The organism is Halohasta litchfieldiae (assembly GCF_002788215.1).
GTDB classification, from domain to species: Archaea; Halobacteriota; Halobacteria; order Halobacteriales; family Haloferacaceae; genus Halohasta; species Halohasta litchfieldiae.
Window position 1 is genome coordinate 1263630 of the sequence record NZ_CP024845.1, and the last position, 19011, is coordinate 1282640.

Consider the following 19011-nt stretch of genomic DNA (forward strand, 5'->3'; position numbering starts at 1 on the left):
CTTTCGAACCCATATTCAAATGACAAACAACAACATACCGCTCTCTCGTCGCAGTGTACTCGGTGGTCTCGGCGCAATCGGCGTCGCCTCGGCCGGTGCCGGACTCGGCACAACCGCCTTTTTCAGCGACACCGAGAGCTTCGAGAACAACACGATCACTGCTGGTGGAGTCGAACTCCGGATGGACTGGCAACAGAGCTACTACACCGGTATTTCGGGGCAAGACCCAGAAGACCACACGACCTGGGAGCCGATCAACGCCTACCCCGATCTGGACGGTGACAACCGCCAGGACCCGATCTACACACGCTTCCAACTGGCCGAGGACCCGACACTGGTCGGACTCCCAGTCGACGCTGACGACGAGGAGATCGAACAGGCCTACCGCGGTCAGTTCGCCAGCTTCGAGGAGACGACTGGAAGCGGGAACACCCCATTCGTGGGTCCGGTGATCAATCTCGACGATGTCAAACCCGGTGACAGAGGCGAGATCACGATCAGCAAACACGTCTTCGACAACCCGGCGTACCTCTGGCTGAACGCAAGCGGCTTCGAAAACACCATCGGCGAGCTGAACGAGCCGAAACGGGCGGCGCTCGTCGACCGGTACAGCGCGGAACTGGGCGACTCGTTCACTGACGCGGATCTGGTCGCGTTGGCAGAGGCCGAGGCCCAGTTCGCCAAAGAGATCGAAGCCACGCTCTGGTATGACGACGACTGTGACAACTTCTTCGACGGCGGCTCGCCGTCCTGTATCCAGTTCGTCGTCGACAACACGGATTCGATGGGGAGCCAGGCTCCGGGCTCGTTTACCGAACTAAAAGACGAACTGCTGATCGAGGCACTCGAAACCTACGTCGGTCGACTCGACACCAAAGACGGCACAGAGCCAGCCGATGGCGATACCGGCTTGTTCAGTGTCGGACTCACCAACTGGACGACCGTCGCCGATACGGTTCTCACGCCGACGAGTACCGCGGCCGACATCGTTGGTACCGATGGTGGATCCTACACCGATTCGACAGGGCTCCAGACGATCAACTACCAGGACGAAATCATCGGTGGGACGGATCTCCCGAACGCAATCGAAGCGGGGGCTTCGGTGCTCGGAGGGTGTCCAGAGGACGAAGATCGGATTATGGTTCTGATCACGAACGGGATCAACGTCGACACGAGTGACTTCCTGGCGTCAGCGAGCGCCAATCTTCGAAGCAACGGTGGCGAGGTCGACCAGTTCCTCATCATCGGGTTCGGAACCAGCGCCGACGACGCACAGACGCTGGGAGAGATCAGCACGCTTCCGGGGAACCACGCGTTCATGCTCGTCTCCGGTTCAAATATCGACGCCGCGATCAACGGCCCGACAGATCCAAACACGGAGCCGGTTACGAGCGTCGCCGAGGAGATCGGCTTTACTGCGGGGGGCGAAGAGACGATCTTCGAGGGCTCGCTGTACGATCTACTCACACAGCCCGCAGGGATCACCGATGGCTCGGTCGAGGGCTACCAAGTCGACGGGATTGCCGAGGGCTACCCGCTCGATGCCGACCGGAACCGCGATGGTCGACAGTGTTATCCCAACTCCGATACGCGCTGTATCGCCTTAGAGTGGCATCTCCCTTTCGAGGTCGGCAACGAAATCCAGGGTGATTCGGCAGTGTTCTCGCTCGATTTCTACGCCGAACAGTGCCGCCACAACGACGGCTCGCACAATCCGTTCGTGGAGGCCGCCGACTGAACTGGTTGCCAGCGCTCACCTGCTCCCTTCGTCTCCACCCACTTGGAGCACGGTCTCTCGACATCGTTGAGATGCTGTGACACGGGCCTCGCCCGTGGATGGCGGTTCGATTCCGTCAGTGGGTATTCCCCTCTTGGGGACCCAAATCATGACAGACGACAACACACCAATCGGTCTCTCCCGTCGACACATCCTCGGTGGAATCGGCGCAATCGGTGTCGCCTCGGCCGGTGCCGGACTCGGCACGACCGCCTTTTTCAGCGACACCGAGAGCTTCGAGAACAACACGATCACCGCGGGCGAGCTCGACTTGAAGATGGATTACCGGATGACCTACCGCGGCGGGCGCGGCCGGCTCGCGGAGATACAGAACAACTACCCGAATGCGACGTTCGTCGACGAGGATATGGAGCCGACCGACGAGGACACCGGCGTCTACCTCCTCGACCAGGTTCCGAGTCTTGATCGCTACCCTACTGCGGACGGCTGGGTCCGCGGCGCAAACAGCATCTTCAACCCCGAAACAGGGGAGGGAGAGGGGTTCCGACGAGAGGATCTGGTCGACGCGGGCGATCTCGACGAGGCGCTCATCCGTCTCGACGACGTCAAACCCGGCGACTACGGGGAAGTTACGTTCAGCACGCACCTTTACGACAACCCCGGCTACATGTGGATCAGCGGCGCGCTGACCGCCAACGACCAAAACGGGTACAACGACCCGGAGATGGCCGCACTCGATGAGCTCGGGCTTCCGACTGACGACCCTGCTGGGGAGGGCCAACTCGCCGACGCGATTCAGGCGAAGGTGTGGTACGACGACAACTGTGACAACATTCATCAGGCAGACGGGAGCGGCGAAGACAGTGGCGGCGTCGACGTGATGCTCTCGATTGACACCTCCGGCTCGATGGGAAGCGGTTCGGGAAGCAAGATGGAGGACGCCAAGGCGGCCGCGTTGAACTTCGTCGACAATCTCGGACCAAATGACCGAATCGGACTGGTCACGTTCGATAGCTCCGGTTCGCTCGTCCAGGGACTCACGCTCGATCACTCGTTGGTCGCCGACGATCTCCAGCCCGGCTCGGCAGGCATCACCGCTGGCGGTCGGACGATGATGGACGCCGGTGTCGACCTCGCGGCGAACGAGCTCACCGCAAACGACCGCGGTGTCGACCAAGTCATCATTCTGCTCGGCGATGGCCAGCCCAACGAGTCTGCACGCCCTGGGAATGATGACGTCCAGAATGCAATCGATGCAGCAGCGGACGCGAAAAATGCGGGCATCACCGTGTTTACGATCGGGCTCGATGTCAGCAGTGGCAGTACTGCCCAGAACACGCTCATCACAATGGCGAGTACGGACAACGGTACCACACTCTACTACGATACGCCGACCGGCGCGGACCTCGATGCGATCTACGCACAAATCTCCTCGGTCATTCTCACCGGCGAAGCAGTCATCGCCGAAGGGTCACTGCGTGATGTACTGACCGAACTGTCCGCAGGCATTCCCCTGGACGCGAACCTCGACGACGAAAACCGCGTCTGCTTTACCAACTCCGTGACTCGCTGTTTCGGCTTCGAGTGGGAACTCCCCTTCGAGGTGGGCAACGAGGTCCAGTCGGATTCGGTGGCGTTCGCAGTTGGCTTTGCCGCCGAACAGTGCCGCCACAACGACGGCGAGACGAACCCGTTCGCGGTGGCTGACGACTGATCGAAGCCGTGGTAAACAGGAATCACTCCGACGATACCGAGACCGCATCTCGTCATTCCTGATATCCTCCCTGAGGGCGTTCGACGCGATCTCGTATGTACCTAAAGTAGCTCGAAACCGTGCGGTAGCCCACCAAACCGGCGGTTGGCACACCCTACGGGCCCCGGTAGGTAATCCATGGATATACCACCGGCTGCCGATGGAACCGATACCAACCGAACCACGCCGACCGCAGTCTGCGGTTTCGGGTCAGCAGCGTTCGGGTGCGGACCATGACAATGAAAGATCGACGATTCCCAGATCCAACCCGCCGCCATCTACTGACGAGCGTCGGTGTCGCTGGCGTCGGCGCATACGGTTTTCTCCGGCTCCGTGGCGCGTCGACGGCCACGCCACCCGACCAGTATCCGAACTACACAATTGCCGACACCGATGGCCCACGCCTTATCGTCGGCTGGTACAGCACCTACAACGGAGCGGTGCTCTCCGGCTCGCCGCTCGACGACACCGAGTGGGACGCCAACGCGACCGATAGCTACATTGACGACGTCGCGACTGTTCTCGCTGACGACCCAGCAGTCGACGTCGACAATCTCCTGCCGGGAGACAGCGGCACGCTCAGCATCGGCCTGTTCGCCGACTCGGAGCCGCTCCGGGTGTGGGCGAGACTCGTCAGCACGGACAGTGGGCCACTCAGCGAGGCAGTCGGAATCGAAGCCTGGTACGACACCGGGATCTTCGGTGTCGGTGGCTGTCAGGGAGCCGAAGCTGGACCGTCGTTCGATCCAATTACCGACTCGGGTGCAACGCTTGCCGATCCGGGTGCACTCGTCGACGGTGTCGAGATCAATCCCGGAGCCTTTGACAACGGTGTTCTCGAGGCCGGCCAGCGAGTATGTGTCGCTCTCGCATGGACGCTGCCGGAGACTGCCGGAAACGAACTCCAGAACACGGCCGTCGGCTTCGATCTGCAGTTCGCTGCAGTCGCCGCAGATGGGATCGACACCGGGACGAACCCCTTCGCGGAGGGCCCCTGAGATGGCGGCTCCGGAGCTCACCCGCCGGAAGATCTTGGCCGGGATCTGTGGGATCGGCGCTACCGGCGCTGTCAGCGGAGGCGGTACGTATGCGTTTCTGACACGGAGAGTCGACACCGGCGGACAGATCCAGTCCGGAACGGTCTCGATCAACGTCGACTGCTCGCTGTGTTCGGTAGTTGATAATACGGTCTCCTTTGCGGTCGACGGAATCGACCGTGGCGAGAGCGGGCGTGAAACGCTCGATATAACAGTGGGAACCAACCCGGCGCGGCTGTGGCTTCGGACCGACTGTCCGGCGGTTCCTGATCGGCTCGGCGATGCATTGCGGGTTCGACTCGGCCGCGACGATGAAACGCTCGCATCGGGGAGCCTTTCGTCCGTTCGGCGGGCGTTACGGACCGGAATCAGACTCGATACGGACTGCACCATTCCAGGAGAGCCTATTGAACTCCATCTCGACTGGGAGCTTCCCGGAGAGACGGCTGATTCGGTCGCCGGATCGGGGACCGCACTCCGTTTCGATCTCGTCGCCGAGCAATGTCGACACACGCCGGAAGATGCAGAAACGGTCGACGTTATCAATCCCTTCGCCACCACGCCCCCATGTGACGAAGCTGAAACCTGTCAGCCGTGTCAAGATGACCGTGTCGCCAGTGCGACCTTCGAGTACAATGGTCCAACCGATCTCGTCGAGCTGATCCGAGCCGGCAACGGTGCCGGTAATGGGTCCGGGAACGGAGAAGTTCTGACAAGTCAATCCCTTGAGGCTGGTGACCTGTTCGGCGCGACCTTCCACGACCCTCCGGATATACGAGGTGGTCCTGATATCGAGTTCGTCGTCGACGGACAGCGTGTCGACACGTTCCACATCAGCTGTTCACAGCCGTTTGGTCCGGGGCTCGTGATAACCGACGGCACGTACACACTGACCGTCCTATCGGCGGTCGATGCCGGCGGACACACGCTGTGTGAGGTGAGTTCACAATGAATCTCAAAAAAGTAGCCAACATCGTCGCCGGACTGCTGTTGATCGCCATCGTCGTCCCGTTTGTCATCTACTCGGTGCCAGCGGTCGTCGGCGCTGACTACAGTTTCGTCGTTCTGACCGCCAGCATGACGCCCGCAATCGCTCCCGGAGACGTGGTCATCGTCGACGACCGTGACACAGCAACGATTGCAGCGGGTGACGTGATCACGTTCACCCGTGGAACCAACGAGGTTCCGGTAACACATCGGGTGACTGCAGTCACTGCGAGCGACGGCGAACTCGCCTTCGAGACGAAGGGAGACGCCAACAGCGATCCTGACGCCTCGGTCGTGGTGGCCAGCAACGTCCTCGGGACAGTGATATTCTCAATTCCCTTCATTGGGTACGTGATCCAGTTCACCAATACCCCCTACGGGTTTCTGGCACTCGTCGTTGTTCCGATTGGGTTGCTCATCGTCTCGGAGCTATGGACGCTCTACGACGGTCGGTCGTCCGCAACTACGTCTGCGTCGACCCCAGCGGCTGCTGGCGAACTTGCTACAGCGGCCGTTGCGGAACCGGCTACAGCGGCGGCTGACGAATCGGACTCAGCGGTGGCTCCTGGAGAGACTGCCACGGCAGCCGAGAAGTCGACCGAGGATATGTCTGGATTCGTCATCACGTCTAGGACGCTCGAAGGCGCATTCGGTCCACTCCTCGTGCTGGCGATCTACAGCGGGTACGTCGCCTACATTGGAGCAACACAGACGGGACTGACAGCGGTCGCTATCGCTATGGTTGTCGGTAGTGGGATTTCACTGCTTGCAGTTTCGATGCTCCTTGTTTGGCCTCGACTGCGACCGGAGGTCTCACTGCCGGAGTCCGTAACCGTTGAGTCGGAGAGCGACCCAGAGCTGTCGGATGCCGACCTAGAGCTGTCAGATACCGCTCCCGAACAGCCCACCGCTGACGGTGGCGTCGACCAAGTGGCCGACACACCACCCGCAGCAGCCGACGGGAGGGGAGACGAATGAGTCTTCGAGGGGTGGCTGTGATCGTCGCTCTCGTGGTCTTTGTCTCGGCTGCCGGAGGCGGCGTCTACACCGTGGGGCTGTTCTCCGATTCGTCGACCGTCGACGGACAGTTCTCGACTGTCGAGGCATTCTCCATGATCGAACCGACCGGTTCGATACCCAACAGTACGACTGGTTCACTGTCTAACAGTACGCTGGTCGCTGGCAACGAGACAATGGTCAGTCCCGGTGACAACGAAACAGTGAGCAATGAAACGCTCTCTGATACAATCAGTACCAACGAAACCGCTAGCGAGCCAAACAGGAGCGATAAAACCGTCAGTGATGAGATGGCTGATACTGACGCTATGAACAATGGCACTGCCGAACCGGATGCGGTCGAAGAACCCGCTACTGAAACAGGAACTGAGACTGCCACCGAGGAGCCGACGACACCGACTCACAGCCGGTTGAGACTATTGTAGGACCGGTCGACCCCGAGTCGGACAGCGATACCGGGAGCAACGACATCCCAGAGAGCGGTTCCGATTCCGATTCAGAGACCGACACGACCGATGGGAGTTCGGAACGTAGCGATGAGCGGACTCCGGACAAGGAGAGCGATCTGAGTACAGCCAACTAGAGCATCAAAACCCAGTTAGACATATTGAGACAATCAACAGTGGTGCTTAAATCAGGGATATTTTGGGTTCTAAGATGTGATTAGCATCGTAGATTCGGTGTTACGCTCCCCGAAACGATCTTGGATAACTGGATATTCATAACTTAACTAATAGGTATGACTGTGTCTTGGGAACAGAATGGGATACATACAGTCATTCGAACTGACCGGCTTTCAGCGGGACCTCCTGTACGTAATCGCAGGCTCCGGACGACCCTCTGGCCAAACTGTCCGACGTGAGATGGAAACCCACATCGATGGTGTCAACCACGGTCGAATCTACCCAAACCTCGACAAGCTCGTCGAATACTCCCTCGTTACAAAAGGGAGTCTCGATCAACGGACCAACTATTACGAGATCACGGACCGTGGCAAAGCGCTGCTCTCGCAGCGCCGCAGATGGGAAAACCGGTATATTACCCTCCCGCAGGTCCTCGCTTTCGCCACGGTAGCGATGTCCACTCGAACAGGCATCCCTGTTGAAAACGGGTTCCTGTCGAAAATCAGTCGATTTCTATGACCAACCAGCCGATCAACGTTCTCTACGTTGGCGGTGATCGAGAGTGGACGCAGCTACTGACGACAGTTCTCGAACGCGAGGAGACGAACATCGATCTCCAGACCACACCGAGCGTCGACAGAACACGGCGTATCGTTGCTCGGGGGAACACTGACTGTCTCGTTTTCGACTGTGATCTGTCCCGGCTGGCTGGGATCGAACTGCTTCGATCCATTCGACGGGGAGACGAGGACCTTCCATTCATCCTGTGTACTCGAAACGGAACTGAACCCCTCGCCAGTGAGGCGAGTTCGATGGGTGCGACAGTATACCGTAGACAACAGACCAAGACGGACCAGTCTGTCGCGGCAGCAAACCTGATACGACACATAGAGATCGAACAGTTGCGTGTTCGGCTGAAAACAGTTCGGCGTCACAATGAACGCTTGGAAGAGTTCACCAGTGTTGTCGCACACGATCTTCGAAACCCACTGACAATCGCGTCGGGTAGTTTAGAACTCGCTATGGAAGACTGTGATAGCGACCGACTCAGGGTGATCGAGCGTGCACACACTCGTATGAAGATGTTAGTTGCTGATCTCCTCACACTCGCTCGGGATGGGACCTCGTCGACAAATATCACCCAGTTGTCGATTGCTGAACTCTGTGTTGACTGTTGGCAGAACGTCGACACAACGAATGCAACACTCAATGTTACTACCGATCGCAGTATTTTGGCAGATAGAAATCGACTCAAACAGCTCTTCGAGAACCTCTTTCGAAATGCGATCGAACACGGTGGCAAGATGGTAACAGTTGGCACAATCGACACTGGGTTCCATGTCTCCGATGATGGTCCAGGAATACCGATCGAGAACCGTGATCACGTGTTCACTGGTGGATATTCGACTGCTGCTGAGGGGACTGGACTTGGACTACAGATTGTCAAACAAATCGTTGAGGCACACGGTTGGGGTATCTGTGTTACAGAAGGGACGGCCGGTGGTGCACGGTTCGAAATCACAGGTGTTGACTGAGTTCGTGATCGTGGCTAACAAAGTTCCTCATCTCAAATTGCGTCTTTCAACGACTTCACACAACTATCTGTGTTTTTAATTATCGAACGCCAGAGGAACTCTTTGAATTGGTGCGTCTGTAACTCCAGTTGTACTATGAGAGGTTACACCCCAGAATATCGAGAGAGAACAAATAATTATCTTTTCCACTGCTGGCCAGTCAGTTAAAAACTCCCGACCCAGTATTGAGCACCCTGAATAGGCCCTACCAACCAGATTTCAACGTCTCTCAGGTCAGCGTCGATAACGAGTGATTCACTGCTTCCGATAACACTAATCCGGACATCTCCATAGCCCTTGAATCCAGCGCGCTCAGAGACAGTTAGTTCTCGGGTTAACTCTGGTTCACCATCATCAACGTCATCTCCAAATACCTCTACTCGAACTGCATAGCCTCCCGCATTAAAAATGTGTATCCAATCAGGTTGATACTCGATGCGTGGCTTATACTCCCGTGGATCATACCTGCCTTCAAAGCTCATATTATCACTCTCGATCCCACTTGGTTCTCCGGTTGCACTGCCTGCAAGGCTCGTATCTACTGATGGCTCCTCATAAGGTGCCTCAACTGTTCCCGTTGCTTCCTCACGAGTGATTTCGGTCGTTGTCCCGGTCCCGTTTGTTTGGCCGAGACACCCACTTATCGTACCGATAGAGCCGACTGCCAACCCCGCCCCAACTGCTCGAAGTAGATCCCGTCGATTGACCGAATTAATACCGTTTTTCATCAACGTACCCACGTTAAATGATCTATTAAACTTTTGTAATATTACCGTAGACTCGGTGGCTCAAAGAATCTCGTTGTCGCTGGTTTGCAGTGTCACTCCAAACCCAATCAGTGGAGTGTCCGAAACAGAACCCAGAGAACGAGATACGACACGAGTCCACTCAGGATGGCAACCGTCTGGCCGAGGACTGCAAATAACACGACAATATTGAAAAGCGCATGTAGCAGTACCGCCAGACAGTAGCTGTAGAGTGCGAATAGCGGCTTGAATCCGAACTGATCGAGCGTCTGTCCCGACAGATAGTAGACTGTTGCGCCGATGACACCGGTTGCGGTTCCGTGCATCACCGTCGTCGACACACTTCGTGTGATCACATACTGGGTCAGTGCAAACGAACTCAACTGTTGTTGCTGGATGAGATACGAGAAGTTCTCAACGAGACTAAAGCCAAAGCCTGCAAACACTGCAGCCAGAACGATCTCCCGTCGCCGGAGATATTTCGGAGCGACGACTACCAGCACTGCGAGCGGCACCGCTTTGAGTAGCTCCTCGACGAGCGGCGCGAACTGTATTTGGAGTGCCTGCAAGGAGATCCCAGCGACTGCCAGCAGTTCGCTGTTGATTTCCGAGGCCAGAAAGCCCGCGGTCGACCCCCAAATAAAAAACAACAGGAGAAATCGGGTCTGGGCGTTGTCGACGAGGAGCACTAACAACAACAGCGGGACGGTGATCGCAACCGAGAGCGCCAGCATCATTCGACTACACCCGCTCGTTGGTATCGAATCAGTGCGGCAGTCAGCAGCGTCGCACTCAGATACCAGACTCAGTACTTCACAAAGCCGCTTAGTTAGAACGTCTGCTTGCTGAAGGTGTGTCTAAAACCAAACAAGCAGACGGTGAGATCCACGAGGACCAGCTTCTTAACTTTCTCGTCAACCGCCTTGACGAGGAAGTTTCGCTCTCGTTAGCCAATAACGCTGAAATCACTGCTGAAGACATCTATGAGGTCCTCGTCGGCGCTTGCGCCGACGGGACCTCTGTCTCTACGCTCTGTGCGTCGAGCCAGAACTCACCCGCTGGGAACACGGTCCTCTACCATCTTCGGACGAAGTTCGAGCCGGAACGGCTCGAACGAGTCGCTAACACGCTCCTGCGAAAGGATCTCGATGAATTGCTCCCCGAACAGGTGGAGGTCTGCGCAGACCTCCACCTGCGGCCCTACTACGGTGACGAAGACGACACAGACGGCCTCTATCACTCGGTAGCGAAGCGTGGAACCACTGCGTTCCACGCCTATGCCACACTCTACGCGCGTGTGAAGAACAAACGCTACACGCTGGCGGTACGCCGTCTCAAAGACGGCGATACCGCAAGTAGTGTCCTCGCTGAGTTCTTCGGTGTCCTCGACGGCCTTGACGCCGGGGTCAAGGCCGTCTACCTTGATCGCGGATTCTACGACAGTAAGTGTCTCACGCTGCTTCAGGCGCACAATTACGCGTACGTGATCCCGATCATCCGGTGGGGTGAGGCGATTCAGCAAGAGCTCTCGGAAGGATGGAGTCGCGTCATTCAGCATGATCTGACGGGGAAACTCGACGGTCACAGCTGGACCGTCGATTTTCCCGTCTACATCGACTGTACGTACCTAAATGGGAAGTATGACGAGAACGGTGTGGCGCGTCACGGCTACGCCGCTGACGCGCCGTTCATCGACTCACCACGGGACGCTCGATACCACTACTCGAAACGCTTCGGTATCGAGTCAAGCTATCGCTTGTTTGAGCAAGCGATAGCGACAACGACAACACGAGATCCAACGGTACGGCTGCTGTACGTGGTGGTGAGTCTCCTCTTACAGAACGTCTGGCGGTACCTTCACTACGAGTATGTGGCGACGCCCCGCCGAGGCGGGCGTCGCCTCTGGTGGTGGCCGTACAAGGAGTTCGTCAATATGATTCGACGAGCTGCGTGGACGGCCCTCGCGGTGCGTCGGGCCGTCCCCGCGAATCGGCCACCTGACGACCGATTCCACCGCTAACCACCGACCGAGCAAGCCAGCGGAGTGAGTGGCGACGCTGTCGCGTCGGCGGCTGACCGCCGCCGACAGCGACAGCTCTCCGTCGATCCGTCCGTAATTCTCTCGTCGAGACCGTCAGTACAACCGCTTCGACACAGAACTCAGGCCGCAGAAACAGCTAGCCGAGGATGCTTTGTGAGGTACTGAGACTGGATCGACGTAGGGGACCGAAAGCACGGGGCTACTGATGGCCAACACGATATAGATCCCGTCAGCAGCCGCGAACAGACAGAGTCCGGCCCCGAACAGTCGGTATCGAGTATACAACACGAGCGCGAGCCCAAACAGCAGAACTGTTCCGACAAGCGTGGCCGACACCGTGGTGTAGACGAACAGCGAAACGCCCGTGCCGTACATCATATTCGTGCCGATTACAGCACCAACGAGCAGCAAGACTGTACCAACCAACCAGACGGGTCGGTCAGCCCCGGAACGTTGCTGTAAAGAGACGACCGCCGGGATCAGGACTATATAAAACCCCTGAAACCCGAGTTCAGCAACCGACGGGTAGGTAATCGGTTGGCCAGCCAGATAGACGTAGAGCGTCCAGTAAATGTGTGCGAGTGTCCAACTTCCGATCCCACAGCTCCCGATGAACAGGAGAATATTTTTCGACTGATAGGCGGCCACACCCAACAGCCCTGCGGCGGCAATGAGAACCGAGTTCATCACGAGATAGTGAACATCGAACCCGAACTGGCTCAGCAGTGGTCGACCAGCGAGCGATCGGTACACCATCACACTCTCGGTGAGCAGTACCGCAGTGGCTGCGGCGGCCACGAGAAGAACCGACAGTCGCTGTACTGTCTCCGAAATCGCCATTAACTGTGTATCCTCAGCAGGGAGGTCGTATGAATATATCGTCCCGCAATACTGTCTTGGTTTTGCGTACCGACTCAACATAAGAAATCCTCGCTCGTGGGACCAGCGCTCTGGGATTCGGTCTGTATCATCTCTGCTCAAATACCGATGTTCGACACTGTCGATGATAAATAAACATCGCTATAGATCGAATATAAATAGTCTTAGCGATAATAGCAGGTAAGAGATGGTCTTTTCACCCGATTCCACGTTTACAGGCAGTTCTCGACGACGTGTGCTCAGACAAACAGGGGCGATGATTGCCGGCGGGAGCGTCCTCACGCTGGCTGGCTGTACTGAGTCGACCGCGAGCGACGAGACACAGCAGCGTACGGAAGTCAGGAGTTTTGAGAGGGACGAGGAGTCGATCGACGAGCCAGCTCCCGCCGGTCAGTCTTCGCTCTCCGGAACATCGGTTCCTAACGAGCCACCCGACTGGATCGAGACAAATATGACCTACCAAGGCTGGTACGACACGACATTGTACAACGAATCAATAGGGTGGGACTTCGACAGCGATTATTTCTATGTCAGAAACAGGGGGCTGTTCAATATTCGTGCAACCACTCCAGACGATGTTACTAATACGCACGTATATGCTACGAGCATAGAGTACTCCAACTACCTTGAGGGAGAGTTACATATCGAAGCGGTCGGAAGTAATGCGTTTTTGACCGTCTCGTTACCCGACGCAAATGGGTACGAAATATGGATTAGTGGAACGTTGCAGATAGAAAAGTACTGGATCGGACTCTTCTAACCGACCCGCCGATGTCGACAGTTGTGGCCCACGATCATCCTCCGACACGATCGTCTGTACCAGATCCAACATTACTCACCGACCGCTAAATAAATAGTTAATACATAAAATATAACTTGCAAAATAGTAAAATGCAGGCAAAATAAATGTAAGATATATTTAAATAGTCTCGGCGAGATACGTAGCTAAGAGATGGTCTTTTCACCCGATTCCACGGTTACAAGTAGCTCTCGACGGCGTGTACTCAGACAGACGGGGGCGATGATTGCTGGCGGAAGCGTCCTCACGCTGGCCGGCTGTACTGATTCAGCCGTAAGCGATGAGCCACAGCGGAGTGAAGAAGTCGAGACCATGGCGGTCGACGGCGACGACGTTCCCAGCGAGCCGTCTCGGATTAGCCAGTCCGGTCTCGCCGGAACAGCGTTGCCTGACGGACCACCCGACTGGATCGAGACGAACATGGATTTCAGTGGCTATTACGACGCAAACGCGTATATGGAACCAGCAGAGAGTCCCTATGGTGTCGAATACAAAGACTGGAACTCATACTTTATGAACTTCGGTGGCTATGCGATCGACGTCGTTTATCCGGGGGGTCGAGAATTACAAATCACGCTGTTTGAACGGTTTTGGTATCATCACGGTGGGACGAGTCCAATCGAGATTTCAGTGGTAGGTAGCAATGCCGAACTGCGGGCATATAATCCGGGCTCGCAGAACCATGAAGTATGGTTCAGCGGCGCCCTCGGAACCGAACACTACTGGGTCGGTCTTATCTAATAGACATACATCAGTTGTATCTGATGAGTATGTGAATTAGTTCTCGGTTAGGCCCCGCTGTTCGCCGTGTGGTTACTGAGGCTCACTGGATATCGAACACTAGAGAACTTTTTGAAGGGTGCGTCTGTGACCCGATTTGTCGGAAGTAGATGGTGGCTCAGTGTGGTGCCTCGTCACAAGGGGCTCGGAGGGGGTAACACGATTTCTATTAATAGATTCATTATATACTACTGGTCCCCGTCTCGGTTACTCGGAATCACAGACGCAGACACCCCCTTCACGGATTTGATCGGTGACATACGTGTGAACGCTTCGGGCCAGCTCCCGCATTGTCTCTGCTTGTCGTTCGGTGGGCCGTCGACCACCATAATAACTGTCCGTGCGATTCGTGTCGTACAGGTGTCGAAGATTATCAGTTGTTGTGGAAGAAAGCAAACCAAGCGCAGTCGCACGGTCGTAACAATAGGTGTGGTCGTGGAAGTCGTTGAGATCGTCGCCACCTTCAGCTAACGCGAAAGCTTCGACGGATCGTTCGGTCGCGCCGAAGCACAACTCGATGGTCGCAGTGTAAAATCCCTGTTCGGCGATCTGGTCGACCGCTGCAAGGAGTCGACAGGCTTTCGTGAGTTGGGTTTTCCAGTCGGCGTCCGGGTCGATTTCGTCTTCTCGGGTTGGGACGCCGTACCCTTCTTCATTGAACGCATCGATAGCCGCGTCGAGTGCATCCGTAATGGCGTTCGGGTCAGACCCATTACTCATCGAGATCACCGTGGAAGACCATGCTCTGAACAGTGTCGAATTTCTCCGTGTCGTGGACGACGAGGCCGTCACTGAGGATCTCCCGAAGCTCGTCAACGTAGTTTGGAACGGCTGGGAGTCCCTCGACATCGATCTCGTATGCGTATCGTCCAGTATCGAACTCTTGGTCTTCGAGGTCCTGCCGAACTCGGTTCGCCGTTCGTTGATTCGCCATTCGGTCTTCGTCGACGAGTACCCACAAATCGATGTCACTCCGTCGGTCAGCCTCACCGCGGGCGACACTGCCGTACAGCACGATTCCGATGACAGTGTCGAGTTCGTCGAGCAGCTGGTCGACAGCGGTTCGGACTGGTGGCTGGAACTCCGCTTGGGGGATCTGCAGGAACGGATCGTCCGGACGGGAGAGCCGGTTGGCATTGATCTGGACCTGTCGAGTGTTGCCATCGCGGCGGTCGACGACGAGATCGTTGGCGGCTAAGACGTCGACAGCCTTGGACACGCTGGGTTGTGAGTACGCTACGGCATCGGTTAATTCGGTGATAGAGAACTCTTCGGTATGATATCGAGATAAAAATGAAAGGATATCATGAACCGCCTGGCTCCTGAATAGATCTGTGTTCTTTGCTGGGATATCGAAAAGAAGTTGCGATCCATTCTCAGGAGATACATTCGAGCTGCTTTGCATAGTGAAGTATACGGTATGCCTTTTATTTAAACTTCATACCTATCAGCCGATTTGTTTATATAGTGAACGCGATCCTTCTTCTCTATCCGTGTTTTCTACACGGGATTCGATTACTGAGGAGGTGGCACTATGATTTCAACTGTCCCCGATCACAGAACCGCTGTACCGGAAGTGGATGGTGGCTCAGTGTGATACCTCGTCACAAGGGGCTCAGTGGGGGTAACACAGAATCTATTAATAGATTACATTGCCCGAATATGACGATACAGTTGCAAGATGTAGCTACGAATTATCGAAATAGGAGATTGTAGCTGTGGTAACCCGATCTGTGAACTCATCTGTAACAGAACCTTGGGTACCAACGATATGGAGGCTGTCCTTGAGAGTCGCCACCGTCCACGGTAAGACGTAACTCTGCTGGCCCGGTTCGCCACGTACCCACGCTTCATTCGGGACGGTAATGCTCCCCGGATGGTGTGATTGTGTTGTGAATACCACGGCAATAGATTCTTGTTCCGGATACGGCATCCGCTCATCGGAGACAACCAGCCACGGCCGTGGGTTTCCCCCATCCGTTTTGAATGGATCGGGTGCCCACACCACCGTTCCTTGATCTACCACCTCCGATCACTCTCTTTGGTCGCTATGGTTTGAGTCACTGTCAATGGGATCGACTGCCGTCTCCATCCAGGAGTCGACAGCGTCATCGGAGAACCCACCATCGAGCTCGTCGGCTGTCGCAGCACCGTGGAGGCCAGCCGAGGCGACACCATGTTCGGCGTCTGCAATCGCCCAAAACTGATCTCGGTGGTCGACAAGCCCATGTTCTTCGAGCCGTTTGAGAGTCGGTCCAACACTTCCCGCCGGAACATCAATAGCGTCGACAAGTTCACGCTGTCGGAACGCTTGATCAGCATGCTCGACGAGAAAGCGATACACTGTCCCTTGGGTGGTGTCCGGCGATAGGTCCGGCAGTGAAGGGCCGTCCTCACCGATGGTCTGGAATTTGTCTTTAGAGATCGGCATCTTGTGTATTGATTTGTATTAGAAGCTATTAGATCTTATGTGGCATCTCTGAATCCTACTCCAGGATTTTACCGAGTCAAGTCAACTAACCGAGTTTGAAACTTCTCTATCAAGACGGTTTATACAGGCGCACCTGTGATACAGAACCTATTTGACGGAAGTAGATGGTGGCTCAGTGTGAAACCTCGTCACAAAGGGCTCGGAGGGGGTAACACAATATCTATTAATAGATTACGTGGTGGTCTCTCTCGAATGAGGAACAGAATCTCAATGGCGAAAATGACGGGTACAAATAACAGAGCCAGTCATCAGTTACACGCTACCGTCTCGAAACCGAACCACGTCGACATCGATGGGGAGAGAATCAAAGTCATCGTCTCCGCCGGCGATGAGAGTACCATCGGTCTCGGCTGCAAGCCCAACGGCGTGGGCATCCGCCAGTGAGATGTGACCATCCGCCTTCACCTCACCCGCCATCCGCCAGTTGGCCCGTTTCAAGACGACACCCCACCGTTGGAGGGCCCGCACGTCCCGATCCGCGGTCCGGAACGAGTCCGGTGTCGGGCCGTCGTCGACGCCCTCGGCCCGGGCGATGAGGTAGAACAGTTCAGCAGCGTTCGTCTCGGCCATCAACCCCTCAACGGAGCCGTCGCGGACCTCCGTGAGGTATTCTTCGACGACATCACGGCCGGGTTCGTCGTAGAGGTATGCAATGATCGCCTCGGTGTCAAAGACGTACGTAGCGCTCATTCGTCCCCAGAACCGCTCGACCGGAGACGGTCAATACGTTCCTTGTCGCGTTCCATCTCTTCGCGCTTGCGCTCCCGGACCGTCTCGATCATCTCCCCGCGGTCGCGGTCGTCACTGGCGTGGATGCCGCCCAGTTCTTCGAGGGAGGGGACGGGCTCGACGACGATCCGCTCACCCTCCTCGTAAATGAACACCTCACCAGGCGTGTCGATCCCAAACTTCTCCCGTAGTGGCTTCGGGATCGTAGCTTGCCCCTTCTGGGAAACACGAACTACATCCGGCTCTCGTGTATTACTTGACATGGTTGGTTGTACTTAATTCGTCAAGATACTACTAACTACCGGTGACGCAACACTGTGTCGAAGTCAGTGTGTTGAGTAAGATCAGCTGGTCAACTTTGGCATGACTTACTAGGAAGTAGATTCGCACGACGACGTGGCGGCCAGTATCGAAGATGGTGGCTCAGTGTGAGACCTCGTCACAAGGGGCTCGGAGGGGGTAACTCTCTTCACTGCCACCACTGAGCGATCGGTCGACGAAATACAAGAATGTACGCATCTATCCGAGATCCGAACCCCATCCGGTTTGATATGTGTTCTACCCGGCCAAATTAGCGAAATGTCGACTGTCGACAATTACATCCCCTGTTGTGAAATCAGTTACTGAGCGACGTTCTGTCGACCCGTCTGTTGGATCGCGATACCGACGATATTCGCACCGTATTCGGCACTCCGTCGAATACTGTCGAGGAGGAGTCCGACGACGTACGCCTCTCCGGGGTCATCGTGGGTATACAGGTCACGATCTAACTCGGTGAGATCTTCGCTGAGACGGCTCCGACGCTCAAGTGCCAGATGGGCGGCGTCAATACCGGCATTGGTGAGGATAACATCCCCGGCAGTGTCGACCACCTTCCGTGAGCTGGCTGCCAGCGATTCGAGGCGATCGGCGAACGCAGGAGGGACTGTTGCGTCTGGGTCTGCGGCGAACCGCGCGATCTTGACAGCGTGGTCGGCGACACGTTCGAACTGACGACTGGCGTAGTAGTACTCGAAGAGTTCGTCACGGCCGTAATCGAGTTTCTCGACCTCATGAAGGTCTGTCAGTGCCCGTCGGAAGTGGCGAGTCACCATTGCAAACAGTTTGTCGGCCTCGTTGTCGCGTTCGATGACTCGTTCGGAGAGCGTAGTGTCGTCGGAAAGAACGGCATCGATCGCATCTCGATGCATCGCAAGCATCACCAATCGGAGGCGGAGTACCGATTTGCGTATATCGACATTTTCGGCATCAATAAGATTCGTGAGCTGGAGTCGAGTGTCAGTCGACGAGAGGAGTTCGAACCCCGAAAGCTCCGTAAGTGTGTTTTCGACGACTGCACGCCGCGTGTCGGAATGTCCGGTCGTGTCGACAAGCGTCACCGTATCGAAGCCAACTGCGTGCAGTGCCCGGATACGGTGGCGGAGAATCGTCTCGGAGTCGGTCGCAACATCGACAGTGGTGGTGCGTTTGATAGCCGAACGGTCCATCCGGGTCTCGACAAGCAACGAGCCGTCACCGTTGGGATGCAACGAGAGCACCGATCCAGCGTCGATACCGTGTTCTTGGGCCCACGCTTTGGGGAGCGAAACCGTGTATGTTGTCCCTCCAGAGAGCTGCACTTTCCGTGTCTCCATACGGTGTGGTTCTGGCAGTACCTATCTTATAGTTTATATGAGTGGTACATGTTAGTCTAAACCAATATATATCCAAACACACCCCACAGAACCACGTCCGAATCCCTTGCTGTCGACGGCCGGTCTAGACGAATATATAGTCGTCCGGATTGTCTGTGGGGTACTGATAACAGCGATAGCACA

21 protein-coding genes are annotated in these 19011 nt (G+C 56.2%); 11 read left to right on the forward strand and 10 right to left on the reverse strand.

Annotated elements, in window-relative coordinates; all coding sequences use genetic code 11:
- Positions 1-19: 19 nt before the first annotated feature.
- From HALTADL_RS06435 to HALTADL_RS06470, 8 genes are all read left to right on the forward strand, one after another.
- Entirely contained in the window at positions 20-1738 is a 1719-nt protein-coding gene (locus HALTADL_RS06435) for a SipW-dependent-type signal peptide-containing protein (RefSeq protein WP_089673879.1), read from the forward strand.
- 148 nt (positions 1739-1886) lie between these two features.
- The gene (locus tag HALTADL_RS06440; protein ID WP_089673880.1) at positions 1887-3452 is read left to right on the forward strand and encodes a vWA domain-containing protein; all 1566 of its coding nucleotides are present in this window, start codon (positions 1887-1889) and stop codon (positions 3450-3452) included.
- A gap of 278 nt (positions 3453-3730) precedes the next feature.
- Positions 3731-4489 (forward strand): hypothetical protein, encoded by a 759-nt coding sequence (locus tag HALTADL_RS06445; protein ID WP_089673881.1) that lies wholly within the window; start codon positions 3731-3733, stop codon positions 4487-4489.
- 1 nt (position 4490) lies between these two features.
- Entirely contained in the window at positions 4491-5480 is a 990-nt protein-coding gene (locus tag HALTADL_RS06450; RefSeq protein ID WP_089673882.1) for a hypothetical protein, read from the forward strand.
- Positions 5477-6493: a signal peptidase I gene (locus HALTADL_RS06455; RefSeq protein ID WP_089673883.1), complete on the forward strand. Its 1017-nt coding sequence runs from the start codon at positions 5477-5479 to the stop codon at positions 6491-6493. The genes HALTADL_RS06450 and HALTADL_RS06455 overlap by 4 nt, the downstream gene beginning before the upstream one ends.
- A complete protein-coding gene (locus HALTADL_RS06460) occupies positions 6490-6957 on the forward strand; it encodes a hypothetical protein (RefSeq protein ID WP_089673884.1) in 468 nt (155 codons plus the stop codon). The genes HALTADL_RS06455 and HALTADL_RS06460 overlap by 4 nt, the downstream gene beginning before the upstream one ends.
- A gap of 336 nt (positions 6958-7293) precedes the next feature.
- A complete protein-coding gene (locus HALTADL_RS06465; RefSeq protein ID WP_089673885.1) occupies positions 7294-7674 on the forward strand; it encodes a PadR family transcriptional regulator in 381 nt (126 codons plus the stop codon).
- Complete coding sequence (locus HALTADL_RS06470) at positions 7671-8690, forward strand: ATP-binding response regulator (RefSeq protein WP_089673886.1); 1020 nt, start codon at positions 7671-7673, stop codon at positions 8688-8690. Before HALTADL_RS06465 ends, HALTADL_RS06470 begins: the two co-directional genes overlap by 4 nt.
- Positions 8691-8893: 203 nt before the next feature.
- Here HALTADL_RS06470 and HALTADL_RS17245 read toward each other — a convergent pair whose 3' ends face one another.
- Entirely contained in the window at positions 8894-9457 is a 564-nt protein-coding gene (locus HALTADL_RS17245) for a hypothetical protein (protein WP_143054202.1), read from the reverse strand.
- 107 nt (positions 9458-9564) lie between these two features.
- The gene (locus HALTADL_RS06480) at positions 9565-10212 is read right to left on the reverse strand and encodes a PrsW family glutamic-type intramembrane protease (RefSeq protein ID WP_089673888.1); all 648 of its coding nucleotides are present in this window, start codon (positions 10210-10212) and stop codon (positions 9565-9567) included.
- A gap of 116 nt (positions 10213-10328) precedes the next feature.
- On the opposite strand from HALTADL_RS06480, the gene HALTADL_RS06485 reads away from it, so the two are divergent.
- Complete coding sequence (locus tag HALTADL_RS06485) at positions 10329-11495, forward strand: ISH3-like element ISHla1 family transposase (protein WP_009486633.1); 1167 nt, start codon at positions 10329-10331, stop codon at positions 11493-11495.
- A 114-nt stretch (positions 11496-11609) separates the two neighbouring features.
- Here HALTADL_RS06485 and HALTADL_RS06490 read toward each other — a convergent pair whose 3' ends face one another.
- Complete coding sequence (locus HALTADL_RS06490) at positions 11610-12356, reverse strand: hypothetical protein (protein WP_100190877.1); 747 nt, start codon at positions 12354-12356, stop codon at positions 11610-11612.
- Positions 12357-12630: 274 nt separating this feature from the next.
- On the opposite strand from HALTADL_RS06490, the gene HALTADL_RS06495 reads away from it, so the two are divergent.
- Together HALTADL_RS06495 and HALTADL_RS06500 are read left to right on the forward strand one after the other, a co-directional pair.
- The gene (locus tag HALTADL_RS06495; protein ID WP_143054184.1) at positions 12631-13155 is read left to right on the forward strand and encodes a hypothetical protein; all 525 of its coding nucleotides are present in this window, start codon (positions 12631-12633) and stop codon (positions 13153-13155) included.
- A gap of 192 nt (positions 13156-13347) precedes the next feature.
- On the forward strand, positions 13348-13935 hold the full coding sequence (locus tag HALTADL_RS06500) for a hypothetical protein (protein WP_143054183.1): 588 nt from the start codon (positions 13348-13350) through the stop codon (positions 13933-13935).
- Positions 13936-14181: 246 nt separating this feature from the next.
- Here HALTADL_RS06500 and HALTADL_RS06505 read toward each other — a convergent pair whose 3' ends face one another.
- From HALTADL_RS06505 to HALTADL_RS06535, 7 genes are all read right to left on the reverse strand, one after another.
- A complete protein-coding gene (locus HALTADL_RS06505) occupies positions 14182-14694 on the reverse strand; it encodes a DNA-binding protein (protein WP_089673571.1) in 513 nt (170 codons plus the stop codon).
- Positions 14687-15379 (reverse strand): nucleotidyltransferase domain-containing protein, encoded by a 693-nt coding sequence (locus HALTADL_RS06510; protein WP_089673570.1) that lies wholly within the window; start codon positions 15377-15379, stop codon positions 14687-14689. The genes HALTADL_RS06505 and HALTADL_RS06510 overlap by 8 nt, the downstream gene beginning before the upstream one ends.
- A 282-nt stretch (positions 15380-15661) precedes the next feature.
- Positions 15662-16000 (reverse strand): type II toxin-antitoxin system PemK/MazF family toxin, encoded by a 339-nt coding sequence (locus HALTADL_RS17955; protein WP_089673569.1) that lies wholly within the window; start codon positions 15998-16000, stop codon positions 15662-15664.
- 6 nt (positions 16001-16006) lie between these two features.
- Positions 16007-16405, reverse strand: a complete 399-nt coding sequence (locus HALTADL_RS17655) for a helix-turn-helix domain-containing protein (protein WP_245708500.1) — start codon at positions 16403-16405, stop codon at positions 16007-16009.
- Positions 16406-16717: 312 nt separating this feature from the next.
- The gene (locus tag HALTADL_RS06525) at positions 16718-17155 is read right to left on the reverse strand and encodes a PIN domain-containing protein (protein WP_089673568.1); all 438 of its coding nucleotides are present in this window, start codon (positions 17153-17155) and stop codon (positions 16718-16720) included.
- Positions 17152-17457 (reverse strand): AbrB/MazE/SpoVT family DNA-binding domain-containing protein, encoded by a 306-nt coding sequence (locus HALTADL_RS06530; protein ID WP_089673567.1) that lies wholly within the window; start codon positions 17455-17457, stop codon positions 17152-17154. Before HALTADL_RS06530 ends, HALTADL_RS06525 begins: the two co-directional genes overlap by 4 nt.
- A gap of 357 nt (positions 17458-17814) precedes the next feature.
- Positions 17815-18828, reverse strand: a complete 1014-nt coding sequence (locus tag HALTADL_RS06535; protein WP_089673566.1) for a phosphate signaling complex PhoU family protein — start codon at positions 18826-18828, stop codon at positions 17815-17817.
- Positions 18829-19011 lie beyond the last annotated feature (183 nt).

Bases quoted from the DNA above. Each gene is read 5' to 3' on its own strand.
- HALTADL_RS06435 (WP_089673879.1), top strand. From the start codon at position 20: ATGACAAACAACAACATACCGCTCTCTCGTCGCAGTGTACTCGGTGGT.
- HALTADL_RS06440 (WP_089673880.1), top strand. From the start codon at position 1,887: ATGACAGACGACAACACACCAATCGGTCTCTCCCGTCGACACATCCTC.
- HALTADL_RS06445 (WP_089673881.1), top strand. From the start codon at position 3,731: ATGAAAGATCGACGATTCCCAGATCCAACCCGCCGCCATCTACTGACG.
- HALTADL_RS06450 (WP_089673882.1), top strand. From the start codon at position 4,491: ATGGCGGCTCCGGAGCTCACCCGCCGGAAGATCTTGGCCGGGATCTGT.
- HALTADL_RS06455 (WP_089673883.1), top strand. From the start codon at position 5,477: ATGAATCTCAAAAAAGTAGCCAACATCGTCGCCGGACTGCTGTTGATC.
- HALTADL_RS06460 (WP_089673884.1), top strand. From the start codon at position 6,490: ATGAGTCTTCGAGGGGTGGCTGTGATCGTCGCTCTCGTGGTCTTTGTC.
- HALTADL_RS06465 (WP_089673885.1), top strand. From the start codon at position 7,294: ATGGGATACATACAGTCATTCGAACTGACCGGCTTTCAGCGGGACCTC.
- HALTADL_RS06470 (WP_089673886.1), top strand. From the start codon at position 7,671: ATGACCAACCAGCCGATCAACGTTCTCTACGTTGGCGGTGATCGAGAG.
- HALTADL_RS17245 (WP_143054202.1), bottom strand. From the start codon at position 9,457: ATGAAAAACGGTATTAATTCGGTCAATCGACGGGATCTACTTCGAGCA.
- HALTADL_RS06480 (WP_089673888.1), bottom strand. From the start codon at position 10,212: ATGATGCTGGCGCTCTCGGTTGCGATCACCGTCCCGCTGTTGTTGTTA.
- HALTADL_RS06490 (WP_100190877.1), bottom strand. From the start codon at position 12,356: ATGGCGATTTCGGAGACAGTACAGCGACTGTCGGTTCTTCTCGTGGCC.
- HALTADL_RS06500 (WP_143054183.1), top strand. From the start codon at position 13,348: ATGGTCTTTTCACCCGATTCCACGGTTACAAGTAGCTCTCGACGGCGT.
- HALTADL_RS06505 (WP_089673571.1), bottom strand. From the start codon at position 14,694: ATGAGTAATGGGTCTGACCCGAACGCCATTACGGATGCACTCGACGCG.
- HALTADL_RS06510 (WP_089673570.1), bottom strand. From the start codon at position 15,379: ATGCAAAGCAGCTCGAATGTATCTCCTGAGAATGGATCGCAACTTCTT.
- HALTADL_RS17655 (WP_245708500.1), bottom strand. From the start codon at position 16,405: ATGCCGATCTCTAAAGACAAATTCCAGACCATCGGTGAGGACGGCCCT.
- HALTADL_RS06525 (WP_089673568.1), bottom strand. From the start codon at position 17,155: ATGAGCGCTACGTACGTCTTTGACACCGAGGCGATCATTGCATACCTC.
- HALTADL_RS06530 (WP_089673567.1), bottom strand. From the start codon at position 17,457: ATGTCAAGTAATACACGAGAGCCGGATGTAGTTCGTGTTTCCCAGAAG.
- HALTADL_RS06535 (WP_089673566.1), bottom strand. From the start codon at position 18,828: ATGGAGACACGGAAAGTGCAGCTCTCTGGAGGGACAACATACACGGTT.